This is a genomic window from Amycolatopsis sp. NPDC098790 (assembly GCF_044759945.1).
Taxonomy (GTDB): domain Bacteria; phylum Actinomycetota; class Actinomycetes; order Mycobacteriales; family Pseudonocardiaceae; genus Amycolatopsis.
In genome coordinates this window covers 89,831-114,016 of record NZ_JBIWAI010000003.1, presented here as the reverse complement: position 1 = coordinate 114,016, position 24,186 = coordinate 89,831, and the positions used below count along the sequence as shown (strand labels likewise).

Genomic DNA, 24,186 nt, shown 5'->3' with positions numbered 1-24,186 from the left:
CTTCAGCCCACCGGCACGTCCCGCCGTCGCAACGCTGCCAGGCCGCCGATCCCGGCCACCAAAGCGATCGCCACCAGCCAGACCACCGGCGTCACCGCGAACGTCCCGCCCGGCAACCGCGCCAAGTGCTGGAACGGCGAAATCCCCAGCACCACGTCGTTCCACTGCAAAGCCGATCCCACCAGCGACAACAGCAGGAACGCACCCAGCAGTCCCCAAGACGCCGCCGCGAAACGCGGGACGAAACCGATCAGCAACGCCGACAACCCGGCCAGCACCCACACCGCCGGCAACTGGGCCAACGCGGCCGGGACCAGCGAAGTGCCATACGCCGCCCCCGTCGCCAAACCGGTGACAGCCAGCAGGAACGCCGAGCCCAGCAGCGCGAACGCCAAGTGCCCGAGCGCCCAGCCGGTCCGGCCGACCGCCGTCGCCAGCACCGGCTCCGCCCGGCCCGCCGCCTCCTCCGCACGCAGCTTCAGCGTCGCCTGGACCGCGTAGCCCGCCGCTGCCAGGCCGAACAGCGTCATCGTCCCGGCCAGGTACGCGTCCGTCACCGCGCCGCCACCGCCGACGCGCGAGAACACCTCCGCGACGGCCTGGTTGTCGCGCATCATCTCCGCGACGTTCTTCCCGACCCCGCCCATCAGCAGCCCGACCAGCGCCAGGCAGACGGTCCAGACCAGCAGCGTCCCCCGCTGCAGCCGCCACGCCAGCGCCAGCGGCGACCGCAGCGACGCCCGCGCGCCGGAACGCCCCAACCGGGCCGGGAGCAGCGCCGCACCGAGGTCGCGACGCGCCGACAACGCGACCGCCAGGACCACCAGCAACGCCGTGGCGAAGACCGCCAGGAGCAGGACCCACCACTGCTCTCCCGCGAACGGCCGCATCCGGTGCGCCCAGCCGATCGGCGACAGCCACGCGAGCCACCCCGCCGAGCCGCTGTCCCCCGCGGCCCGCAGCAGGAACGCCAGCACCAGCACGCCGATCCCGACGCCCCGCGCGCCGCTCGCGCCCCACGTCAGCTGCGCCGCGACCGCCCCCACGCCCGCGAACACCCAGCCCGTCAAGGAAAAACCCAGCCCCAAGGCGAACGCCCCCGCGGCCGGCACGTCTTGCGCGGCGACGCCGAGTCCGACCAGGAGCCCGTACACCAGGCAGGCGCCGCACGAAAGGAGCACCGCGGCCGCGAGACCCGCGTGCCGGCCGACGACCGTCGCGCCGGTCAGCTCGCGGCGGCCGGCCTCCTCCTCGGTGCGGGTGTGCCGGACCACCGTGAGCAGCGCGATCAGCCCGACGACGACCGGGACGAACCCGCACTGCCACGCCAGGAGGTTGCCCACGGAAGAGCCGTACAGCGGGCCGTTGCGGACCACGAACGTCGCGCTGGACGCGTTGAGGTCGTAGAAGTGCTGCCTCGCCGCCGCGTCCGGGTAGGCCGCCTTGATCGACGACAGGTAGCCCATCGGCGCGACCGCCAGGCAGACGACCCACAGCGGCATGAGCAGCCGGTCGCGGCGCAGCACCAGCCGCAGCAGCGACCACGTCCCGGTCATCGCGCCGCTCCGACCGGCTCGTCGTGCCGGTAGTGGCGCAGGAACAGCTCCTCGAGCGTCGGCGGCCGGCTCACCAGGTTCCGCAGGCCCGCCCCGGCCAGGTGCCGCATGACGTCGTCGAGCGCGGTCTGGTCGACCGACAGGTGGACGTGCGAGCCGTACGAGCTCAGGTCGTGCACCCCCGGCAGCGAAGCCAGGTCCTCGGGAACGTGCGCGAGCGACGCGTCGATCGTGATCCGGCCCAGGTGGCGCAGCTCGTCCAGGGTCCCGGACTCGACGGTCCGCCCGGCCCGGATGATCGTGACGCGGTCGCAGAGCGCTTCGACCTCGGACAGGATGTGCGACGACAGCAGCACGGTCCGGTCGCCGCGTTCCCGCTCCTCCTCGACGACCTGCCGGAACACCTCTTCCATCAACGGGTCCAGCCCGGACGTCGGCTCGTCGAAGACCAGCAGCTCCACATCGGACGCGAGCGCCGCGACGAGCGCGACCTTCTGCCGGTTGCCCTTCGAGTACGTCCGGCCCTTCTTGCGCGGGTCGAGGTCGAAGCGTTCGATCAGCTCCGCGCGCCGCTGGTTGTCGAGGCCACCGCGCAGCCGGCCGAGCAGGTCGATGACCTCGCCGCCGGTGAGGTTGGGCCAGAGCGTGACGTCGCCGGGGACGTACGCGAGCCGGCGGTGCAGCTCGGTGGCGTCGGTCCAGGGGTCGCCGCCGAGCAGGGTGGCGCGGCCGCCGTCGGCCCGCATCAGCCCCAGCAGGACGCGGATCGTGGTGGTCTTGCCGGCGCCGTTGGGTCCGAGGAACCCGTGCACCTCGCCGGTGTGGACGGTCAGGTCGAGCCCGTCGAGGGCTTTCGCGGAACCGAACGCCTTGGTGAGGCCGGTCGCGGTGATCGCTTCGGCCATCGTCATTCCTTCCGTTGGTGGGCGGCCAGCGCTTCGCGGGCCTTTTCGAGGACTTCGGGGGTGGCGAGCGGGTTCATGAACAGGTGCCCGGCGGCCGCCGACATCCGCAGCATCGCCTCGTTCGTGCCCGGCTCCTCGCCGAGGGCCCTGGCGACGTGGTCCTGCAGGATCATCAGCCCGCCGGTCATCGCGGCGAGGGCGGCGGCGACGCCACGCGGGTCCGGCATGTCCATGTCCTGCCCGCGGAAGTAGCGCTCGGTCTCGTCGACGATCTCGGTGAACTGCGCCTGGGCGGCGGGCGAGCCGTCGACCATGGCGCGGCCCATGTACCGGCGGTAGAGCAGCTGGCGGGCGTCGAACACGGGGAGGAACCCCGGGTTCGCGGCGCCCTTCGCCAGCACGTCCTCCTTGAACTCGACCAGCTCGTCGAAGACGTAGGTGTCGCAGGCTTCGCGCAGCCCGTCCTTGGAGCCGAAGTGGTGGCGGATGAGCCCGCCCGACACCCCGGCTTCCTTGGCGATGTCGAGGATCGACGTCTTCTCCATGCCGCGCTCGGTGAAGAGCTTGATGGCGGCGTCGCGGATCCGGGCGCGTGCGGTGAAGTCTTCGGTGCTCATGAGCGTCCTATACGTGCGTGTAGCCGACTGCACGTAAATATAGCTCGCTACACGCACGTATAGCAAGGCGGAGCTTTCGTAGGGAAAGTTCGGTCTTCGGCGGAGCTTTCACGGGAAAGCTCCGCTTCGGGTGGCCGCCTAACCGGTGATCACGTTGGGCCGTTCGGCCTACAACCAATTGCGGTTGATGGGCTAACTGTCTGATTGCTGACGCAGATCCCACGATGTGTACTTCTCGGACGCATCTCTTCACGAAGGGTCGTTCTCTGTGACACAGCTCAGATCGCGCTGGAGACGGCGGGCCGGGATCACCGTCCTCGCCACCGCACTCGGCGCCTCCGTCCTCGGCGTCGCCGTTCCCGTGGCCGCCGCCCAGACCGCCCCGCCGACCTCGGGCGCGGCCGACGGCAAGACCCTCGACGAGCACGACCGCGCCCTCGTCGCCGAAGCCGAGAAGGCCGGCAAGCCCGACGTCACGCTGCTGATCGCGGCCGAGAAGGGCCAGACCGGCGCGGCCGTCGACCAGCTCAAGGCGCTCGGTGGCGTCGTCCAGTCCACCGACACCAAGCTCGACTACGTCAAGGTCACCATCCCGCCCGAGAAGGCGGAGAAGGCCGCGAAGCTCAAGGCGGTCAACGCCGTCGACGTCGACGGCCTCGTCTACCGCGACGACCCGAAGCCCGAGGGCGCGCAGGACCCGGCGCCGCAGCCCGCGCCCGGCAAGAACACCCCGCGCGTCAACCCGTACCTGCCGACCGGTGACACCTACGCGGCGCAGTTCGGGCAGGTCCTGCCCAACTGGGACGGCAAGGACACCACGGTCGCGGTGCTCGACTCCGGCGTCGACCTCGACTCCCCCGCGCTGGCCACCACCAGCCACGGCGAGCGCAAGATCGTCGACTGGTACAACGCCAACGCCACCAACTCCGGTGACGGCACCTGGGTCAAGCAGTCCACCGAGACCTACACCGGGACGTTCACCGCGAACGGCCGCAGCTGGACGGCTCCGGCGACCGGCGGCCCGTACACCTTCGGCGTGTTCGGCGAAACCGCCGGCGACCTGGGCGCGGCGGACAGCGAGACCGGCGGTGACGTCAACCGCGACGGCGACCGCGCCGACTCCTGGGGCGTGCTGCTCGACAGCGCGACCAAGGAGGTCCGCGTCGACCTCAACGGCAACGGCGACTTCACCGACGAGAAGCCGATGACCGACTACGCCAAGAAGTACGACTACGGCTACTTCGGCACGGACAACCCGGCGACCGACATCGCCGAGCGGATGGCCTTCGTGGTCCAGACCGACAAGCCGGGCTACGTCGGCATCGGCATCGCCGGCGCCGAGCACGGCTCGCACGTCGCGGGCATCGCCACCGGCAACGACCTGTTCGGCGGCAAGATGGACGGCGCGGCCCCGGGCGCGAAGGTCCTGGCGGTCAAGGTCTGCCTCACCGGCACCGCCTGCACCTCGTCGGGCCTGGTCGACGGTGTCGTCTACGCGGCCAGCCACGGCGCCGACGTCATCAACATCTCGATCGGCGGCCTGCCGGCCCTCAACGACGGCAACAACGCGCGCGCGGAGCTCTACAACCGCACGATCGCCGAGTACAACGTCCAGATCTTCATCTCGGCCGGCAACAGCGGCTACGGCGCGAACACCGTCGGCGACCCGTCGGTGGCCACGGACGCGATCTCGGTCGGCTCCTACATAACCAAGGAGACCTGGCTCTCGAACTACGGCTCGAAGACCCAGAACCCCGAGTCGATGCACCCGTTCTCCTCGCGCGGCCCGCGTGAAGACGGTGGCTTCAAGCCGGACATCATCGCGCCCGGCGCGGCCATCGCCACCGTCCCACGCTGGACGGCGGGGGGCCCGGTGGCCGGCACGTACAGCCTGCCCGCGGGGTACGCGATGCTGCAGGGCACGTCGATGGCGGCGCCGCAGGCGACCGGCGCGGCGGCACTGCTGGTGAGCGCGTACAAGGCAACGCACAAGGGCCAGCGGCCGCCGGTGGCGCAGCTGCGTTCGGCGATCAAGTCGACCGCGCGGTTCGTGCCGGGCATCGGCGCGTACGCCCAGGGCGCGGGCCTGTTCAACGTCCCGGCCGCGTTCGTCGCGCTGTCGCTGAACCCGAAGCCGGACGCCGTCTCGACGTCGGTCGAGGTGCACACCGCGCTGTCGGGCCTGCTGGCCACCCCGAACACCGGCGTGGGCATCCACGACCGCGAGGGCGTGACCACGGGCAAGGCCTACACCCGCACGTACACGATCACCCGCACGACGGGCTCGGCCAAGCCGGTGCCGTACTTCGCGCGGTGGACCGGGAACGACGGGACGTTCTCCTCGGCGTCGACGGTGGTGCTGCCGCTGAACACGCCGGTGAAGTTCGACGTCAAGGTGAACCCGAAGAACGCGGGCGTCCACTCGGCGCTGCTGTACCTGGACAACCCGCTGACCATCGGCATCGACGTGCAGACCCTCAACACGGTCTTCGCGCCGCAGGAGTTCACCGCCGCCAAGGGCTTCCAGGTCGACGTGGCCGGCAAGATCGCCCGCAACCAGGCGACCAGCTACTTCGTGCGGGTGCCGCAGGGCGCCAGCGCGCTGAAGGTGGACCTGGACGCCGGTGCCGGCGCCCCGGGCAAGGGCCAGGTGCGGTTCCTGCGCTACGACCCGACCGGCGTGCCGGCCGAGGCGAGCACCTCGACGACGTACTGCTACCTCCCCGACGCGGGGGCCGGCTGCCCGGGCGGCACGCCGACCAGCCGGACGTTCGCGAACCCGCTGCCGGGTGTGTGGGAGATCGTCGTCGAAGCACGCCGGACGTCCGATGTGGACAACGCGGCGTACAAGCTGAGCGCGTCGGTGCTGGGCACGGCGATCACGCCGAACCCGGACACGATCGCCTCGGCCACGCTGGGCACGCCGATCGCGCGGTCCTACACGGTGTCCAACACGCTCGGCGCGTTCACCGGCAAGCTGAACGGCGCCACGCTGGGCAGCGCGAAGGTCGCACGGCCGTCGATCGTCGAGGGCGCGCAGGCGCAGTACCAGATCGCGGTGACGCCGGGCTCGACGTCGCTGACCGCCACGATCGGCAGGACGTCCGACGTCGGCGCCGACCTGGACCTGGTGCTGTACAACTGCACGACCGGTACCTGCGTGGTGGCCGGCCAGAGCGCCGACGGTGACTCGGAAGAGTCGGTGACCATCGCCAACCCGGCGGCCGGTGTGTGGGTCGCGCTCGTCGACGGGTACGCCGTGCCCGCCGGCACCACCGAGTACGACTACCTCGACGTGTTCACCAACCCGGCGTTCGGTTCGGTCGCGGTGACCGACGCGAACGCGGCGCGGGCCTCGGGCACGTCGTGGACCGTGCCGGCGACGGTGACGGCCTCGGCCGCCCCTGCGGCGGGCCGGATCCTGCGCGGTCAGCTGACCGTGCAGACCGACACGGGTGTCACGGTCGGCTCCTCGCTGGTGCTGGTCAACTCCGTCAGCTAGTCCCGCTCATCGGAAACCGCCCCGGGTTCGCCCGGGGCGGTTTTCGCTGTATTGGTGGGTTTCCGACGCAAGTTTGCGTATGTGCGGTGAACCCTTGTCCTCTTTCGGTGCGTGTCCGTATGGTCTCCGAACATGCGCCGGATTTCGACGTTCTTCGCCGCGCTTCTCTTGCTGGCGGCCACTTTGCCCGGTGTCGCGCACGCGGCGGCGGCGCTTTCGGGCCGCACCCACCTGTTCTACTACCCGTGGTACGGCGGCAGCTCCACCGGCTACCGCCACTGGGTGCAGGGCGGGCACACCCCGCCGAACGACGTCGGGGCGAACTTCTACCCGGTGCTGGGGCCGTACGACTCCGGCGACTTCACCGGCGCGGTCGAGCAGCACATGCGGTGGATCGAGCAGTCCGGCGCCGGGGTGATCGTCTACAGCTGGTGGGGTCAGGGGTCCTATGAGGACGGTCTGGCGGCCGGCGTGCTGGAAGCGGCGGCGCGGCACGGGATTCGCGTCGCGTGGCACTTGGAGCCCTACAGCGGGCGGACGGCGGCCTCCACGGTCTCGGACGTCAACTACCTCACGGGCCGGTACGGGTCGAGTCCCGCGTTCTACCGCGAGGGCGGCCGCGGTGCGTTCTACGTCTTCGAAAGCCTGCGGATCACCGACTGGACCGCGTTGGACCAGGTGCGGTCGTCGGCGATCGTGCTGGCGCAGACGACCGACACGAGCAAGGTCGCGCACTTCGGCGGCATGTACACCTACGACGCGATCGCCGGGGCGACGGCGCCGGGCTGGCGCGAGGCCGGGGCGTACTGCGAGGCGAACGGCCTGGTGTGGGCGCCTTCGGTGGGTCCGGGGTACAACGACGACCGCGCGGTGCCGGGCAACACGACGCCGACGCTGGGCCGGGACAACGGGGCCACTTACGACCGGGAGTGGCAGAACGCGCTTTCCTCGGGCGCCGACTGGGTTTCGGTGACGTCGTTCAACGAGTGGCACGAGGGGTCGGTCATCGAGCCGGCGCGGTCGTCGCCGCCTTCGCCGGCCTACGAGACTTTCGCCGGTGCGTACGGGACTTCCGGTGCGGCGTCGGAGACGGCCTACCTGGATCGGACGCGGTACTGGGCCGCCCAGCTCGGCGGCCCGCCGCCCGCGACGGTCAACCTGGCGCAGGGCAAGGCGGTCACCGCGAGCGGGGCACAGGGTGGGTACCCGGCGGGCAACGCCGTCGACGGGAACGCGTCGAGCTATTGGGAGAGCGCGAACAACGCGTTCCCGCAGACGCTGACGGTGGACCTCGGCGCGGCGACGACGGTCGGGCGGGTGGTGCTCAAGCTGCCGCCGTCCTGGGGGCGGCGCACGCAGACGATCGCGGTCGGCGGCGGGAGTTCCGCGGGGTACGTGTTCGATCCCGCGACCGGGAACACGGTCACGATCCCGGTGTCGTCGACGGACCGGTACCTGCGGCTGACGTTCACCGGCAACACCGGGTGGCCCGCCGGCCAGGCGGCCGAGGTGGAGGCCTACGCCTCCTGAGCCCGGCTCACGAACGGCGCCGGGTCGGCCAGCACCCGGTGCACGACCCGGCCCGCCGCACCCAGCGTCGCCGCGTCGCCGCCGAGACGTGACGCCGTCAGGACCGGTGGCTCGCCGCGGAGGCCGCCCAGCCGCGTTGTCAGCACCTCCGACACCGGGCCGGACAGCCACGGGTACAGCTGCGTGAACACCCCGCCCAGCACGATCCGGTCCAGGTCCAGGAGGTTCACCGCCGACGTCAGGGCGACGCCGAGGGCCTGCCCCGCCGCCGCGCACGCCTGCCGGGCGGTGGCGTCGCCGGCCTCGAGGGCCGTCAGGAGGGCGGGCAGCGTCGGCGCGTTTCCGGCCGCCAGCAAGGCTTCCTGGCCCGCGAACGTCTCCAGGCAGCCACTGCCGCCGCACCGGCAGAGCGGGCCCTCGGGTGCGACCACGACGTGGCCCAGCTCGCCGGCCAGCCCGCGGGCGCCGGAGAATAGCGTGCCGTTCACGACCAGGCCCGCACCGATGCCGACTTCGCCCGACACGTAGAGGAAGTCGCGCTCGCCGTCGCCGTACCAGAGTTCGCCCAGCGCCGCGAGGTTCGCTTCGTTGTCCAGCTCGACCGGGATCGGCAGGCGCAGCAGGTCGGCCGGGCGGACGTCCTGCCAGCCGAGGTTGGGGGCGCTGAACAGGACGCCGTCGCCGACCGGGCCGGACACCGCCAGCACCGCGCCCGCCACCTCCAGCCCGAGCCGGTGCGTCTCGGCCAGCGCGTCCGACGCCAGGGCGTGCAGCTCGGAAAGGACCCTCTTCGGCCGCGACCCGCGGTTGTCCCGCTCGCGGCGGGCGGCGAACCGGACGCCGCCGGTGAGGTCGAGCACGCGCACCGCGAGGTAGTCGACGTTGATCTCCAGCCCCAGCGACGCCACGCGTGCCCCGCTCAGCACGACCTCGACGCCCGGCCGGCCGCGTTCACCGGCGCGTGCCGGACCGGTCTCGGCCAGCAGACCCGCGTCCACGAGGTCGCCGACGAGCTTGGAGACCGTCGACTTCGTCAGCCCGGTCAGTTCGGCGAGAGCGGCGCGGGTCAGCGGGCCGCCGCGGCCGACCGCGCCCAGCACGACCTCGAGGTTGCGGGCGCGCATCTCCTCGTGCCGCACGGCCTGGGTCATCGCGTCCTCCTGCGAAGCACTCTAACCGGCCCCTTGACGCCCGGGACCCCCGCGGCGCATATTTAGTCTACAACGTGAACTAAATGAAGGGACAGTCATGAGCGACTACGCTCCCCAGCCGGCCGACAAGTTCACCTTCGGCCTCTGGACCGTGGGCTGGCCCGCGAACGACCCGTTCGGGGTCGCGACGCGGCCGCCGCTGGACCCGGTGGAGAGCGTGCACCGGCTGGCGGAGCTGGGCGCCTACGGCGTGACGTTCCACGACGACGACCTGCTGGCCACCGAACCCGACCGCGACAAGGCGATCGAGCGGTTCAAGAAGGCCCTCGCCGAGACCGGCCTTCGCGTGCCCATGGCGACGACCAACCTGTTCACCCACCCGGTGTTCAAGGACGGCGGCCTGACCAGCAACGACCGCGACGTCCGGCGGTACGCGCTGCGGAAGGTCCGCCGCAACCTCGACCTCGCGGCCGAGCTGGGCGCCGAGACGTACGTCGTCTGGGGCGGCCGCGAAGGCGCGGAGTCCGACGCCGCGAAGGACGTCCGCGCGGCGCTCGACCGCTACAAGGAGGGCCTCGACCTCCTGGCGGACTACGTCGTGGAGAAGGGCTACTCGCTGCGGTTCGCGCTCGAGCCGAAGCCGAACGAGCCGCGCGGCGACATCCTGCTGCCGACGATCGGGCACGCTCTGGGCTTCATCTCGCAGCTTTCGCGGCCGGAGATGTTCGGGCTGAACCCGGAGGTCGGGCACGAGCAGATGGCCGGCCTCAACTTCGTGCACGGCATTTCGCAGGCGCTGTGGCAGGGCAAGCTGTTCCACATCGACCTGAACGGCCAGCACGGCCCGAAGTACGACCAGGACCTGATCTTCGGCCACGGCGACACGAAGAGCGCGTTCTTCCTGGTCGACCTGCTGGAGAACGGCGGCTACGAGGGCCCGAGGCACTTCGACTACAAGCCGCTGCGCACGGAGGACCCGTCGGACGTGTGGGTGTCCGCGGCGGCGAACATGCGGACGTACCTGATCCTTCGCGAGAAGTCCCGCAAGTTCCGCGCGGACCCGGAGGTCGTGGAGGCGCTGGCGGCGTCCCGGGTCCCGGAGCTGTCGACCCCGACGCTGGCCCCGGGCGAGTCGTTCGACGACCTCCTGAAGGACGACTTCGACGCGGATGCGGCGGCCCAGCGCGGGTACCACTTCACGCGGCTGAACCAGCTGGCGCTGGAGCACCTGCTCGGCGTCCGCTGACGGCTAGCCTGGGGGGATGCTGAGCGACGCGAAGTTCGAAGCCCGCATCCCCACCCGGGACCTGGCCCGGGCCCGCCGGTGGTACTCGGAGAAGCTCGGGCTCGAACCGGCCGAAGAGCGCGAAGGCGGCCTGCGTTACGAGGGCGCGTCGGGCGTCTTCTGCCTGTTCGCCTCGGCCGGCGCGTCCGATGGTTCGTTCACGCAGATGGGTTTCTACGTGGACGACATCGAAGCGGCGGTCGCCGGGCTGCGGGCGCGCGGCGTGGTGTTCGAGGAGTACGACGGCTGCGTGAACGGCATCATGGAGATCCGCGGCAACTACCCGAGCAAGGGCCGCGGCGAGCGCGCCGCGTGGTTCCGCGACAGCGAGGGCAACATGCTCGGCATCGCCGAAGTGACCCCGTGAAGGGCACCCTCATGGCTTTCGAGTCATGAGGGTGCCCTCCATGGCATCAGGACACGGTCAGCGTGTCGATGTCGAACAGTGAACCTGAGCCGCCCCGGAAGACGAGGTGGAGCGGACCCGAGCCGGCGGTAACCGAAGTCGAGACCGTCTGGAACGTCTCCCAGCTACCCGTGTTCGGCACGGTCACCGTGCCCAGCAACGCACCCGTGGCCGAGCCGTCGCGGATTTCGATCGTGCCGCCCGCTCCCGCTGACGACACCACCGCGCTGAACCGCGAGATCCCCGCCGTGCTCACCGACGCAAACCCGGCCCAATCGCCGTTCTCGATGTAGCCCAGCGTGTTTCCGCCGCTCGCCGGGGCGTGCGGGGCCACCTGTACGCCCGAGCCCGACGTGAACGACTCACCCTCCACTGTGGACGAGTGAGCGACGCCGCAGTCGGCCGGGGCCACGCCCGCCGCGTACCGGACCGCGCCCAGCAACGACGTCCGGAACACCGGGTCCGAGTACGACTCGATCGTGTGGCCGAGGCCGGTGTAGAACGCCCGGCCGCTCCCCTGCGGGTGGCACCACGCGATCGGGTGGTCGGCGCCCATCTCGCCGCCCGAGTAGCTGGACTCGTCCAGCGTCTGGAGCACGTGGACGCTGCCGCGCGGGTTCGTGCGGTAGTTGTACAGCTCGTCGGTCCGCGTCCACACCGCGGGCAGCTGAGCCGTCGCCGGGTGACCACTGTCCTCCGTGACGAACCGGGCCTGCTGGATCGCCGGGTGGCTCTTGAACCACGCCCCGACCAGCTGCCCGTACCACGGCCAGTCGTACTCCGTGTCGGCCGCCGCGTGGACGCCCAGGTAGCCACCGCCACCTTCCACATAGGACTGGAACGCCGTCTGTTGCGCCGCGTCCAGGACGTCGCCGGTCGTCGAAAGGAAGACCACTGCCTCGTACGACGCCAGCGAAGCCGCCGTGAACACCGACGCGTCCTCGGTCGCCGTCACGCTGAAGCCGTTCGCCGCACCCAGTTCACGCAGAGCCTGGATGCCCGCCGGGATCGAGTCGTGGCGGAAGCCCGCCGTCTTGGAGAACACCAGCACGTCGTACGACGGGTCCACCTGGGTCGGCATACCGCTCAGCGTAAAGGAATCGACGTCGAACAGGGAACCGGAACCGCCGCGGAACACCAGGACCAGCGGACCCGATCCACTCGACACCGACGTCGTCACGTTCTGGAACGTCTCCCAGTCCCCGGTCGACGGCACGGCCACCGACCCCAGCAGCGTCCCGGTCGCCGACCCGGACCGGATCTCGATCGTCCCGCCCGCGCCGGCCGAGGAGATCCGCGCGGTGAAGGTCCGCGCGCCCGCGGTGGTCACCGACGCGTACCCGGCCCAGTCGCCGTTTTCGATGTAACCGAGGGTGTTGCCGCCGCTCGCCGCGGCGTGCGGCGCGATCTGCACGCCGGAGCCGGAGGTGAACGACTCGCCCTCGATCGCCGAAGACGCGGTCGTGAACGTGAACGCGTCCAGGTCGAACAGGTTGCCCTGCCCGGTCACGCCCTTGAACACCAGGTACAACGTCGTCGTCCCGGCGGGCCGGTTGGCGAGGTTCGCCGTGACGTCGGTGAACGTGTCCCAGTCACCGGTGTTCGCCACGGCCGCCGAGCCGAGCAGGGTGCCGGTCGGCGAGCCCGCGCGCACCTCCAGCGTGCCACCCGGACCACCCGAGGACACCCGTGCGCTGATCGCCGTGGCGTTGCCCAATGCGTACGGGCTGAACGAGATCCAGTCGCCGTTGTCGGTGTACCCGACCGTCCGGCCGCCCTCCGCCGCGCCGTGACTCGCGAGCTGGATGCCGGACTGCGCCGCGAAGTGCTCGGCCTGCCGGTGCCGCGGCTGCAGCTTCCGGACGCTGTGCGAGGTCAGCCCGCCCTTGTCGGTGTACTGCGCGTCGAAGACGCCGTAGATGTTGGCCGCGGCGTCGTGCTCACCGTCGACCGGGACCGCGATCGACCCGGAACACCCGGTCGCCTGGGTGATCTGGTGCTCGTGGCTGTCGTGCCCGAGCAGGTACGTCACCTTGACCTTCGAGCAGTCCAGCGGCCCGTCCTCCGGGTCGCTGCCGGTCACCTGGAACGGCACGGTGTCACCGAAAGAGAACAGCTGACCGTCCACAGGGGACCCGAGCGTGACCGACGGCGCCGTGTTCCCCACCGTCACCACGAGGCTCGCCGTGCCGGTCAGCCCCTCCGGATCGGACACCGTCAACGTCGGCGAGTACGTCCCGTTGGTGGTGTAGGTGTGCGCCGGGTTCGCCGCCGTCGACGACGAGCCGTCGCCGAAGTCCCAGCGGTAGGTCAGCGCCCCACCTTCGGGATCGGCACTCCCTGCGGAGGAGAAGGTGACCGTCAAGGGATTCGGTCCGGACGTCTTGTCCGCCGCCGCCTTCGCGACCGGGTTGCGGTTCGTGCCCGCCAGGTACTCGATCCGGTAGAGCGCCTGGTTGTCCTCGCCCGTGCCGTAGTCGAGGACGTACAGGGCGCCGTCCGGGCCGAACGCCATGTCCATCACCTGCGTGCCGGACCACGGGAAGTTCTCGATCGGGCCGCGGGTCCCGTCGCCGTTGACGGTCACCGCCTTGATCCACTTGCGACCGTACTCCCCCGCGAAGTACTTGCCGTCCAACGACTGCGGGAACTTGACCGTGGACGTCGAAGCGGCGTCGTACCGGTAGACCGGGCCGCCCATCGGCGACTCCGAGCCGCTGCCGAACTCCGGCGGCGAGCCCTCGTCGCCCGCGTACTTGATCCACGCGGGCTTCGGCACCGGCAGCTTGGCGAGGCCGGTGTTGCGGAACGAGGAGTTCGTCGGCCCGCCCGCGCAGTCGTACTTCGCACCCGACGGTCCGGTCGGGAACGTGAAGTGGTTGTACGTCTCGGTCGTCGTGTTCGAGCCGGTGCAGTACGGCCAGCCGAAGTTGCCCGGCCCGGTGATCCGGTCGAACTCGACCTGGCCCTGCGGCCCGCGGTTCGGGTCGGTCGTGCCGGCGTCCGGGCCGTAGTCGCCGAGGTAGACGACCCCGGTCGGTTTGTCGACACTCATCCGGAACGGGTTGCGGAAGCCCATCGCGTAGATCTCCGCCCGCGTGTTCGCGGTGCCCGGCGCGAAGAGGTTCCCCGACGGGACCGTGTACGTCCCGTCGGCCTGCGGGTGGATCCGCAGCAGCTTGCCGCGCAGGTCGTTCGTGTTGCCGGACGAGCGTTGCGCGTCGAACTGCGGGTTGCGCGTGGTCCGCTCGTCGATCGGCGAGTAGCTGTCCGAGGAGAACGGGTTGGTGTCGTCGCCGGTCGTCAAGTACAGGTTGCCGGCGGCGTCGAAGTCGATGTCGCCGCCGACGTGGCAGCACTGGCCGCGGTCGTTGGCGACCTTCAGCACGACCTTCTCACTGGCCAGGTCGAGCGTGTTGTCGGTCTTCAGCACGAACCGCGACAGGTGCAGCTCGCCCTTGTACGGCGCGAAGTCCGCCTCGGTGCCGTCGGTCGGCGCGTCACCGTCCGGTGTGGACAGCCGGGGTGAGTAGTACAGCCAGACGAACCGGTTCGCAGCGAAGCCCGGGTCGGCGGCGACGCCCTGGAGGCCTTCCTCGTCGTGGGTGTAGACGTTCAGCTTGCCCGCGATCGACGTCGCGCCGGTCGCGGTGGTGACGCGGACGGTGCCGTCGCGGGAGGTGTGCACGACCGAGCGGTCCGGCAGCACGGCGAGCGACATCGCCTCGCCGCCGAGCTCGGCCGCGCCGGTGGCGAGCGCGACCTGCTGGTAGTCCGCGGGTGGGATGTCCGCGCGGGCCGGGGTGTCGACGGTGAGCAGGAGGCCGGCGCTCAAGAGTGCGGCGCCGAACAGCCTCGCCCACTTCGGTGGGGACGGAGACATGCGGGGTCCTTCCTGATTTTGAGCGTGCTTCGCCCCGGTGTGGCGCGAAGCCGGTTTCGATCACCTTCCGACGGGGCTGGCGGTCACCCGTTGAACAGAAGCGTTACTTCGTAGAGAAAGCGGCGTCGAACGCCGCCGTGGGTGGGGTGAAGTTGAGCTTGCGGACGAACTCGAGCGCTTCGGGCGCGCCGATGAGCCGGTCCATGCCCGCGTCCTCCCACTCGATGGAGATCGGGCCGTCGTAGCCGATGGCGTTCAACATCCGGAAGACGTCCTCCCAGGGGACGTCGCCGTGACCGGTCGAGACGAAGTCCCAGCCGCGGCGGGGATCCGCCCACGGCAGGTGCGACCCCATCCGCCCGTTGCGGCCGTTGAGCTGCTTGCGGGCCTCCTTGCAGTCGACGTGGTAGATCCGGTCCTTGAAGTCCCACAGGAACCCGGCCGGGTCGAGGTCCTGCCAGACGAAGTGCGACGGGTCGAAGTTGAGCCCGAACACCTCGCGATGCCCGATCGCCTCCAGCGTCCGGACGGTGCTCCAGTAGTCGTAGGCGATTTCGCTCGGGTGCACCTCGTGCGCGAACCGGACGCCGACCTCGTCGAAGACGTCCAGGATCGGGTTCCACCGCGCGGCGAAGTCGGCGTACCCGCGCTCGATCATCGACGGCGGCACCGGCGGGAACATCGCCACCGTGTGCCAGATCGACGAGCCGGTGAACCCGACCACTGTGGACACCCCGAGTTTCGCCGCGGCACGGGCGGTGGCCTGCATTTCGGCCGCCGCCCGCTGCCGGACGCCTTCGGGTTCGCCGTCGCCCCAGATCCGCGCGGGCAGGATGGCTTCGTGCCGCTCGTCGATCGGGTGGTCGCAGACGGCCTGGCCCACCAGGTGGTTCGAGATGGCCCACACCTTGAGGTCGTACTTGGCCAGCGTTTCGAGCTTCGCCGGGACGTAACCGTCGTCGGCCAGCGCGCGGTCCACTTCGAAGTGGTCGCCCCAGCAAGCGATCTCGAGGCCTTCGTAGCCCCAGCCGCTCGCCAGCTCGCACACCTCCTCGAACGGCAGATCGGCCCACTGCCCGGTGAACAGGGTCAACGGTCGTGCCATGTCTGACCTCCAGGTGCGTCCTACTCGGTGCGGACAGCCGCTAGCAGCAGCTCCTTGACTTCGGTGGCGTGGATCTTTTCGCGCGCGAGCGCAGGATCCGAGCACAGCAGCACGGGCCCGTCCTCGGGCGCGTCGGGCAGCCGCCCGTGGCTGCCCTTCACCGGCGCCGGGTCGAGCGGGACGACCTGCATCGAGTACCGCAGGCCGAGCTTCTTGCGCGCCAACGCCGACGCCGCCTTCAGCTTCACCGCCGGGTCGTTCGGGTCGAAGAACAGCTCGGCCGGGTCGTAGCCGGGCTTGCGGTGGATCTCGACGGTCTTCGCGAAGTCCGGCGCGCGGTCGTCGCTCAGCCAGTAGTAGTACGTGAACCAGGCGTCCGGATCGGCGATCGCGACGAGTTCCCCGGCGCGTTCGTGGTTGATCCCGATGCCCGCCTGCCCTTCGCGGTCGAGGACGGCGTCCACTCCGGACAGTCCGGCGACGATGTCCCGCACGCGCGGGATGTCCGCCGGGTCGGCGACGTAGACGTGCGCGACCTGGTGGTCGGCCACCGCGAACGCGCGCGACGTCCACGGGTCGAGGTACTCCATGCCCGCCTGGACGTAGACGTTGAGCAGGCCCTCGCGGCGCAACGCGCGGTTGATGTCGACCGGCCGGCTCGCGTTCGTGATGCCGTATTCCGAGAGTGCGACGACGGTGTGCCCGCCCGCGGCCGCTTGGTCGAGCAGCGGCTTCAGGGCCGCGTCGATCTCGCGCGCGGCGGCCGCGGCCTGGGGTGCGTCCGGGCCGAAGCGCTGCAGGTCGTAGTCGAGGTGCGGGATGTAGACGAGCGTGGTGTCCGGCTTGTCCTCGGCCATGATCTTCTGCGCGGCGGCGATGATCCACTTCGACGACGTGATCGCCGCGGTCGGCCCCCAGTAGGTGAACAGCGGGAACTCGCCGAGCGCGCCGACCAGGCGGTCGTGCAGCTGCGGCGGGTGGGTGTAGGCGTCCGGGGATTTCTTGCCGTCGGCGTGGTAGATCGGCCGCGGGGTGACCGTCAGGTCGACGTCCATGCCCATCGCGTACCACCAGCAGACGTTGGCCACGCGGTGGCCGGCCTGGGCGCGGCGCGCGGCGTCCCAGAACTTGTCGCCCTGGACGAGGCGGTTGTGCTGGCGCCAGAGGAAGATCTCGCCGAGGTCGCGGAAGTACCAGCCGTTGCCGACGATCCCGTGTTCGGCCGGCTGCAGGCCGGTGAGGAACGTCGACTGCACCGAGCACGTGACCGCGGGGAACACGGTGTCGAGCTGCGCGGTGAAGCCGGGCTCGGCCATCTTGCGCAGGTTGGGCATGTGCGGCAGCAGCCGCGGGGTCAGCCCGACGACGTCGAGGACGAGCAAACTCATTCCGAAACCTCTTCCAAGCCTAGTGCGATCAGGGAACGCCGGGTCCAGTCCAGTTCGGCCGCGATGCCCGCGACCAGTCCGGCGTCGTCGGCGGGTGCGTCCGGGAGCACCTGCCAGGTGTAGGTCTCTACCTCGACGTGGTCGGTGCGCGCGGATGCGCCGCCGAACAGCTCGGCGAGGGTGCCGGCGAGCACCGGCCGGGTCGACGTCAGCGGCGGCGCCGGGTCGGCGTGCAGCGGGACGTGGAAGTGCACGCGCCACGGCGCCTCGCCGGGCAGGCCGCCGGCCAGAGCCTCATCGAGGTCGTCGGCGCCCGGCGGGGCACCTTCGTTGCTCTGGTGCAGGAACCGCGGTTCCACAAAGGATTCCAGCGCCTTCCGGGTCGCGGGATCCTTCGGCGAGTCAGCCTCCAAGGCCGCGGACGCCTGGAGCTTGACGACGTCGAGCCCGGCGGCTTCGAGCCGCGCCAAAGCGGCGGCCGGCTCCTCGAACCCGACCGCGAGGTGGCACGTGTCCAGGCAGACGCCGAGCCACTCTTTGTCCACATCGGACAGCAGTGTCGCCGCCTGCGTGGTCGTCTCGATGACGCACCCGGGTTCCGGTTCGAACGCCACCCGCACCGGACGGTCCCCCTTCGCCAGCCCTTCGGCGAGCAAGGCGAGCTGACCGCGGTCGTCCCGCCATTCGGTGCGCCAGCCGAGCGGCAACGTCGACACGCTGCCGCGCACGGCGTCGTCCGGCATCAGCTCGGCGAGCAGCCGGGCCAGGTCGAGGGTGTACTGCGTCCGTTCGGGCGTCGACCAGTCCGGCCGGTACACCTTGTGCTTGACGACCGGGTCGTGGAACCCCTGGTACGGGAACCCGTTGAGCGTGACGACCTCGAGTCCGCGGGCCGCCAGTTCCTTGCGGAGCGAGGAAACGGCCCCCGGGTCGGCGGTCAGCTCGGCAGCCACCGGCCGAGCCAGCCACAGGCCGAGCCCGAGCCGGTCGACGCCCAGGCGTTCGCGCACCGGCTCGCCGAAGCGGGCCAGCTGGGCGAGCACGCCGTCGAGGTCCTCGGCCTGGTGCACGTTGGTGCAGTAGGCGAGGTGGACGAGCGAGCCGTCGCGGTGCCGGAACCTCACTTGCGCGCACCCCGCAGAATGGAGTTGCCCGCGAACTCGGCTTCCGGAGCCGTTTCGTCGAGGGACAACCGCCCGCTCTGGCCGTAGAACTCGACCGGGTTGCGCCACAGCACCCGGTCGACGTCGTCCTCGGTGAACCCGGCGGCCAGCATCGCGTCGCCGGTCTTGCGGGTCTTGAGCGGGTCGCTCTTGCCCCAGTCGGCGGCCGAGTTCACCAGCACGCGCTCGGTCCCGTACTCGCGCAGGATCGCGACCATCCGCTCTTCGTCCATTTTGGTGTCCGGGTAGATCGAAAATCCCATCCAGCAGCCGGAGTCCTTGACCATCCCGACGGTCACCTCGTTGAGGTGGTCGAGCACCACGCGCCCGGGCGCGATGCCGGACTCGCGGACGACGGCGATGCTGCGTTCGGTGCCGGCGGCCTTGTCGCGGTGCGGGGTGTGCACCATCGCCGGCAGGTCGTGGTCGATCGCCAGCGCCAGCTGCGCCGCGAACGCCTTGTCCTCCTCGGCGGTCATCGAGTCGTAGCCGATTTCGCCGACCGCGACGACGCCGTCCTTCTCCAGGTAACGCGGCAACAGGTCGAGCACCGGCGCGCAGCGCGGGTCGTTGGCCTCCTTGGGGTTCAACGCGATCGTGCAGTGGTGGGCGATGCCGTACTGGCTCGCGCGGAACGGCTCCCAGCCGACGAGCGCGTCGAAGTAGTCGGTGAAGCTGCCGACGTTCGTGCGGGGCTGGCCCAGCCAGAACGCCGGCTCGACGAGCGCGCGGACCCCGGCGGCGTGCATGGCCGCGTAGTCGTCGGTGGTCCGGGAGCTCATGTGGATGTGCGGGTCGAAGATGCGCATCAGGCGTCCTGTTCGTTCAGCAGCGGGCGGAGGTCGGCGGGGACGTCGCGGCCCGCGGCGGTGCGCTCGGCGGCGAAGGACCGCATCATGCGCAGCAGTTCTTCGTCGGTCCGGCGGTCGAGCCCGGCGACCTCGGCGAGGGGGATGCCCATGAAGACGCACTTGAGGACGCCGTGGCGGTACGCGGCGTCGTCGAGGTGCGTGGCGGCGTACTCCCCCATCGCCGCGGTGACGAGCCGGGTGTCGTTGGTGCGGAGGGCGTCCGCGACCAGCTCCAGCCCGGCGTCACCGGTGTCCACAACGGACAGTCCACGCAGGACGGCCCGCTTCTCGGCGGCGTCGCCGTAGCGGTAGAGGTCGGGCATCTCCGCCGCGGCCCCGGGAGCCGCCTTCAGCAGCTCCACGCGCGCCACGTCGTCGACCGTCCACCCGGGAGTGTCCGACGGACCCCGGCCGACCCGGCGGCCGACGCCCGGGAACGCTGTGCGCAACGCGGTCGCATCGGCCGCCACCTTGGTCAAGGTTTCGTCGAGCCAGGCGTTCACGCCGTCACCGCCTTCCGCAGGAATTCGAGGGACTCGCGGGCGATCCGCGGCGCCGCGTGGCTGTCCCGCGGCAGTTCCACCGCGACGAGCCCGGTGTACGGCGCCAGCGCCGCCAGCACCGGCGGGAAGTCGATCTCACCCCGCCCGAACTCCAGGTGCTCGTGCGTGCCGCGGCGCATGTCGTCGATCTGGACGTTCACCAGCCGCGGCAGCGCCCGCCGGACGCAGTCGGGCACCGACGCGGACTCGTTGCACCGGCAGTGCCCGATGTCCAGCGTCAACCCGAACCGCTCCGGATCGCCGAGCCGCCGGGACAGCTCGAAGTACCCGTCGAGGTCTTCGACGAGCATCCCCGGCTCCGGCTCGAAGCCGAGCTTGACGTCGTGTTCGTCGGCCGCCTTGAGCACCTCGGCGCACCCGTCGACGAGGTGCGCCCACGCGTCCTCAGTGGACAGATTCGCGGGCTTGTTCCCGCTCCAGAACGACACGGCCTCCGCACCCAGGTCCGCGGCGATCTCGACCGCTCGCGTCAGGAATTCGACGCGCCGCGCGCGATCGGGGTCGAGGAACGTCGGCGAATGCTTGCGCCACGGGTCGAGCAGGAACCGGGCGCCGGTCTCGATGACGACGGCCAGCCCGAGCCGGTCCAGCTCGGCGGCCAGCGACGCGACCTGCCGGGCGAGGTCCGGCCCGAACGGGTCGAGGTGCTGGTGGTCGAGCGTCAGCGCGACGCCGTCGTAGCCGAGGTCCGACAGGACGCGCAGGGCGTCGCCGAGGCGGTGGTTGGCGAAGCCGTTGGTGCCGTACCCGAACCTCATGTCGGCGACACCTTCCGGCTCAGCGCCCGCGCGATCGGGAACGCGGCGGCGACGGCCAGCGCCGAACGCCACGCCCCGGTGCGGGCGATCAGCCCGGCCTGCAACGGGATCATGCCGTGGATCCCGGCGCCGACCGCGCGGCGGATCTTCGGCGCGGCCGGGTCGCGGACGGCGTCGTACTGCGCCCGCCCGGTGGTCAGCGCGTACGTCCCGAGCAGCGCCGAGGCCAGCGGCCCGACGCGGCCCGCGGCGACGCGCACCCCGGCCGTGGCGGCGAGGGTGGCCGCCGGCAGCGCCGGCTTCGCACCGTCCACTTCGGACCGCGACAACGCCGTCACGGCGTAGGTGTGCGCCCCGACGGTCAGAGCGGCGGGCACGGCCGCCCGGGCCCCGCCGCCGCCGAGCAGGACGTCGAGCGCCCGGGCCGCGGCCATCGCGGCCGGCCCGAACACGGTCTCCTTGAGCACGAAGTCGTACGCCCAGACGGTCGCGGCCAGCGGCAAGGCGACGCGCAGGGCCCGCTTGCCGCCCGCCGCCGCGGCGATGCCCAGCCCGCCCGCGGTCAGCCCGGTCGCGACGCCGAGCGCGGTGCCCGGCGAGATCCGGCCCGACGGGATCGGCCGCTCGGGCCGTTCCATCGCGTCGAGGTGGCGGTCGGCGTAGTCGTTGAGCGCCATGCCCGCCCAGTAGATGCAGACGGACGCGCCGGTCAGGGCGAGCGTGCGGCGGCCGAACGGCCAGCCCGACGCGGCGGCTCCGGCGACGGCGTCCCCGGGCACGGTCAGCGCGGCGGGCGCGCGGACGAGTTCGACGAGCGCCTTCACCGGTTCGCCCACTCACGCAGCGCGGCGTACTGCGACGCGAGGTCGTGCGGGCCGTCCCCGACCGGATCCTTGAAGAAGAACCCGAACTCGGCCACCGGCCCGGCGACACCGTCGCGGCACGCCTTGCCGGTCAGCCGGGCGAGGTCGAGCACCAGCGGCGCCGCGAGCGCGGAGTCGCAGCCCTGCCAGGTCAGCTGCAGCGTCATCCGCGTGCCGAGGAAGCCTTCGAACAGCACGTGGTCCCAGGCGGTCTTCCAGTCCCCGAGGGCCGGGACGTAGTCGATGTGGACCTCGCCGTCGACCGGGTGCCCGAGGTTCTGCTCCAGCACCTGCTGCTTCGACGCGTTCTTGCTCGACGCCGCGCCGGGGTCGGCGAGCGTGGCGCCGTCGCCGCCGCCGAGCAGGTTCGTGCCCGACCAGGCGAGGACGTTCAGCGCGCGCTGGGCGAACATCGGCGCGAGCACCGCCCGCAGCAGCGTCTCGCCGGTCTTGCCGTCCCGGCCCGCGTACGGCTGCCCGGTCGCGCGGGCGAGCTCGTCGAGCGCCGGCAGCCGCGCGCCCGTGGACGGGGTGAAGTCGACAAAGCCACACCCGGCGCGGAACGCGGCGTAGGCGTACAGCGCGCTCGCGGGGAGCACGTCCTCACCGGCGTCCAGCGCGGCTTCCAGCGCCGTCAGGGAGGCGTGCGCCGGGTGCGGCGCGCAGGGCGGCTCGGTGGAGGACACGTTGACGACGACCACGTGGTCCAGTCCTTCGCCGAACGCCGTCAGGTCGGCGACGACCCGGTCGATCGCCGCGCGGCCACCGCCGTCGGGCGCCGGCCGCAGCCGCGCCTCGGCGGCCTCCAGGTCCGCGGCGATCGGGCCGGGCAGCATCGCGGGCAGCACGCCCGCCGCCACCAGGTGCTCGGCCCGCTTGACCAGCGGCGTGTCGACGACGTCGTGGCCCCCGAAGACCAGGTCCCCCAGACCGGGCAGCTCGGCTCCCGCGAAGTCCGGCTGCTCGGTCACGCACCCCGTGCGCGCGGCGAGTCCCGCCCGCATCGCGGCCGCCCCGGCGATGGCCGTCGTGGCCACCGACCCGCGGGCCCCGATCAGCCAGACACCGATCTTCCCCATGCTTCCTCCACCTGTTCGGTTCAGCCCGCGCCGAAAGCTCCTCCGGTGCCGCGGGGCGGGGCACCGCACGCGGCGTTCGTGTCGCCGCGCGTGCGGGTGCCCGCCAGAGCTACATCGCCGGAGTCGATCACGTGTTTCCACCCAGCCGTGAACGCGGCCCAGTCTGCCTGCCGCGTACGGCCCTGACACGTTCCAGCTCGCGGGCCGGTTGAGGGGCGTTCATCCGCTGTCCCTTTCCGCTCGCACCGGCACCAGCGCCGGGTCGTCGAACACCGCTTGGAGCGCGACGTGCGCCCCGCCGCGCGAAGCCGCGGAGAACCCGAGCCACGACAGCTCGACGCGGCAGCCCCCGATGCCGGGGGCGATCACGCGGGTCTCGAGCTCGGCCAGCATCGGGCCGAGCAGGTACGGGCCGAGCTGGGCGAAGTACCCCCCGAGCAGTACCACCCGCGGGTTGAAGACGTTGACCAGCACGGCCGCGCCGACGCCGAGGCCGGTGCCCACCCGCGCGAGCGCGTCGAGGGTCCGCCGGTCCTTGCGCTCGGCGCGGCGGCGGATGATGTCGAGCCGCTGTTCGAGGTCGAGCGACGGGTCGTGCACCGGATCGGCGGGCGACGCGGCCAGCCGCAGCATCCCGGCCAGCCCCACGAGCGTCTCCCAGCAGCCGCGCCGCCCGCACCCGCAGAGGCGCCCGGCCGGGTCGACCTGGATGTGCCCGATCTCACCGGCGAACCCCTCGGCGCCGCCGAGCAGCCGCCCGCCGGAGATCACCCCGCCGCCGACGCCGATTTCGCCGGTCAGGTAGACCAGGTCGGCGGTGCCGGCGACGCTGCCCATGGCGTACTCGCCGAGCGCGCCGAGGTTGGCGTCGTTGGCCGTGCGGACGGGGAACGACGGCGGGCCGAGCCGCCGGGTCAGCCGGTCGGTGATGCCGCGGACCACGGGGACGTCGGTCCAGTGCAGGTTGGGCGCGAAGGCGACGGTGCCGCTCGCGACGTCGACCAGCGCCGGGATGCCGACGGTCACCCCGGCCGGCATCACGCCCAGTCGACGGCACTCCCGCAGCGCCCGCGCGGTCAGTTCCGCGCCGGCGTCGAGGACCTTCGCGACGGGGAGCGCTTGGACGTCGAGCGCCACGCGTTGCTCGAACAGGACGGTGCCGGTGAGGTCGAGGGCGAGCGCGGTCAGGTAGTCGACGTTGATCTCGACCCCAATGCCGCCGACGCCCCGCCCGTCGAGTTCGACGATGGTGCCCGGCCGCCCGACGGCGCCGGCGCGGTCCCGTTCGCCTTCCCGCGCCAGCCCGCGTCCGACGAGTTCGGAGACGAGGCTCGAGACGGTGCCCTTGTTCAGCCCGGTGTCGGCGGCGATCGCCGCGCGCGACCGGGGACCGGCGTCCCGCAGGTGCCGCAGCACCAGCGCCAGGTTGCTCCGGCGGACGGCGGCCTGGTCGGCCGGGCGCACCGGCTTGAGGGAGAAGGAGGAGTCCACGTCGACACCGCCCCGGTTCGTCTGGTGGAACAACAAATTAAGGCGGGCGAAACGATCCGGTCAACGCGGCCGGGGACCGGACGAAAGCCG

18 protein-coding genes are annotated in these 24,186 nt (G+C 71.5%); 4 read left to right on the top strand and 14 right to left on the bottom strand.

What is annotated here, in order from left to right; all coding sequences use genetic code 11:
• Positions 1-2 precede the first annotated feature (2 nt).
• The 3 genes from ACIQWX_RS25980 to ACIQWX_RS25970 are packed head-to-tail and all read right to left on the bottom strand — an operon-like array spanning position 3 to position 3,078.
• Positions 3-1,556, bottom strand: coding sequence for an ABC transporter permease (locus ACIQWX_RS25980; protein ID WP_400876176.1), 1,554 nt, complete (start codon positions 1,554-1,556; stop codon positions 3-5).
• On the bottom strand, positions 1,553-2,467 hold the full coding sequence (locus tag ACIQWX_RS25975; RefSeq protein ID WP_400876173.1) for an ATP-binding cassette domain-containing protein: 915 nt from the start codon (positions 2,465-2,467) through the stop codon (positions 1,553-1,555). The genes ACIQWX_RS25980 and ACIQWX_RS25975 overlap by 4 nt, the downstream gene beginning before the upstream one ends.
• Entirely contained in the window at positions 2,464-3,078 is a 615-nt protein-coding gene (locus ACIQWX_RS25970; protein ID WP_400876170.1) for a TetR/AcrR family transcriptional regulator, read from the bottom strand. Before ACIQWX_RS25970 ends, ACIQWX_RS25975 begins: the two co-directional genes overlap by 4 nt.
• Positions 3,079-3,346: 268 nt before the next feature.
• Here ACIQWX_RS25970 and ACIQWX_RS25965 point away from each other — a divergent pair, with 268 nt between their 5' ends.
• Entirely contained in the window at positions 3,347-6,580 is a 3,234-nt protein-coding gene (locus tag ACIQWX_RS25965) for a S8 family serine peptidase (RefSeq protein WP_400876167.1), read from the top strand.
• 132 nt (positions 6,581-6,712) lie between these two features.
• Positions 6,713-8,110, top strand: coding sequence for a discoidin domain-containing protein (locus ACIQWX_RS25960; protein WP_400876165.1), 1,398 nt, complete (start codon positions 6,713-6,715; stop codon positions 8,108-8,110).
• On the opposite strand, the gene ACIQWX_RS25955 is transcribed toward ACIQWX_RS25960, so the two are convergent.
• Entirely contained in the window at positions 8,098-9,261 is a 1,164-nt protein-coding gene (locus tag ACIQWX_RS25955) for an ROK family protein (protein ID WP_400876163.1), read from the bottom strand. The two genes, ACIQWX_RS25960 and ACIQWX_RS25955, sit on opposite strands and share 13 nt — an antisense overlap.
• A gap of 97 nt (positions 9,262-9,358) precedes the next feature.
• Here ACIQWX_RS25955 and xylA point away from each other — a divergent pair, with 97 nt between their 5' ends.
• Together xylA and ACIQWX_RS25945 are read left to right on the top strand one after the other, a co-directional pair.
• On the top strand, positions 9,359-10,507 hold the full coding sequence (xylA, locus tag ACIQWX_RS25950; RefSeq protein ID WP_400876160.1) for a xylose isomerase: 1,149 nt from the start codon (positions 9,359-9,361) through the stop codon (positions 10,505-10,507).
• Positions 10,508-10,523: 16 nt separating this feature from the next.
• Positions 10,524-10,913 (top strand): VOC family protein, encoded by a 390-nt coding sequence (locus ACIQWX_RS25945; protein ID WP_400876157.1) that lies wholly within the window; start codon positions 10,524-10,526, stop codon positions 10,911-10,913.
• A 46-nt stretch (positions 10,914-10,959) separates the two neighbouring features.
• On the opposite strand, the gene ACIQWX_RS25940 is transcribed toward ACIQWX_RS25945, so the two are convergent.
• From ACIQWX_RS25940 to ACIQWX_RS25895, 10 genes are all read right to left on the bottom strand, one after another.
• Positions 10,960-14,835, bottom strand: a complete 3,876-nt coding sequence (locus ACIQWX_RS25940; protein ID WP_400876154.1) for a carbohydrate-binding protein — start codon at positions 14,833-14,835, stop codon at positions 10,960-10,962.
• Between the two features lie 103 nt (positions 14,836-14,938).
• Positions 14,939-15,940, bottom strand: a complete 1,002-nt coding sequence (locus ACIQWX_RS25935) for a sugar phosphate isomerase/epimerase family protein (RefSeq protein WP_400876151.1) — start codon at positions 15,938-15,940, stop codon at positions 14,939-14,941.
• A 20-nt stretch (positions 15,941-15,960) separates the two neighbouring features.
• Positions 15,961-17,328 (bottom strand): nucleotide pyrophosphatase/phosphodiesterase family protein, encoded by a 1,368-nt coding sequence (locus tag ACIQWX_RS25930; RefSeq protein WP_400876148.1) that lies wholly within the window; start codon positions 17,326-17,328, stop codon positions 15,961-15,963.
• Positions 17,325-18,452 (bottom strand): metabolite traffic protein EboE, encoded by a 1,128-nt coding sequence (gene eboE, locus ACIQWX_RS25925; protein WP_400876145.1) that lies wholly within the window; start codon positions 18,450-18,452, stop codon positions 17,325-17,327. The genes ACIQWX_RS25930 and eboE overlap by 4 nt, the downstream gene beginning before the upstream one ends.
• Positions 18,449-19,300, bottom strand: a complete 852-nt coding sequence (locus tag ACIQWX_RS25920) for a TatD family hydrolase (protein WP_400876142.1) — start codon at positions 19,298-19,300, stop codon at positions 18,449-18,451. The genes eboE and ACIQWX_RS25920 overlap by 4 nt, the downstream gene beginning before the upstream one ends.
• Complete coding sequence (locus ACIQWX_RS25915; RefSeq protein WP_400876139.1) at positions 19,300-19,845, bottom strand: EboA domain-containing protein; 546 nt, start codon at positions 19,843-19,845, stop codon at positions 19,300-19,302. Before ACIQWX_RS25915 ends, ACIQWX_RS25920 begins: the two co-directional genes overlap by 1 nt.
• A complete protein-coding gene (locus ACIQWX_RS25910) occupies positions 19,842-20,663 on the bottom strand; it encodes a sugar phosphate isomerase/epimerase family protein (protein WP_400876136.1) in 822 nt (273 codons plus the stop codon). The genes ACIQWX_RS25915 and ACIQWX_RS25910 overlap by 4 nt, the downstream gene beginning before the upstream one ends.
• Complete coding sequence (locus tag ACIQWX_RS25905; RefSeq protein ID WP_400876133.1) at positions 20,660-21,499, bottom strand: SCO3242 family prenyltransferase; 840 nt, start codon at positions 21,497-21,499, stop codon at positions 20,660-20,662. The genes ACIQWX_RS25910 and ACIQWX_RS25905 overlap by 4 nt, the downstream gene beginning before the upstream one ends.
• Complete coding sequence (locus ACIQWX_RS25900) at positions 21,484-22,605, bottom strand: inositol-3-phosphate synthase (protein ID WP_400876130.1); 1,122 nt, start codon at positions 22,603-22,605, stop codon at positions 21,484-21,486. The genes ACIQWX_RS25905 and ACIQWX_RS25900 overlap by 16 nt, the downstream gene beginning before the upstream one ends.
• Positions 22,606-22,824: 219 nt before the next feature.
• Positions 22,825-24,096: an ROK family protein gene (locus ACIQWX_RS25895; protein WP_400876126.1), complete on the bottom strand. Its 1,272-nt coding sequence runs from the start codon at positions 24,094-24,096 to the stop codon at positions 22,825-22,827.
• Positions 24,097-24,186: the final 90 nt, after the last annotated feature.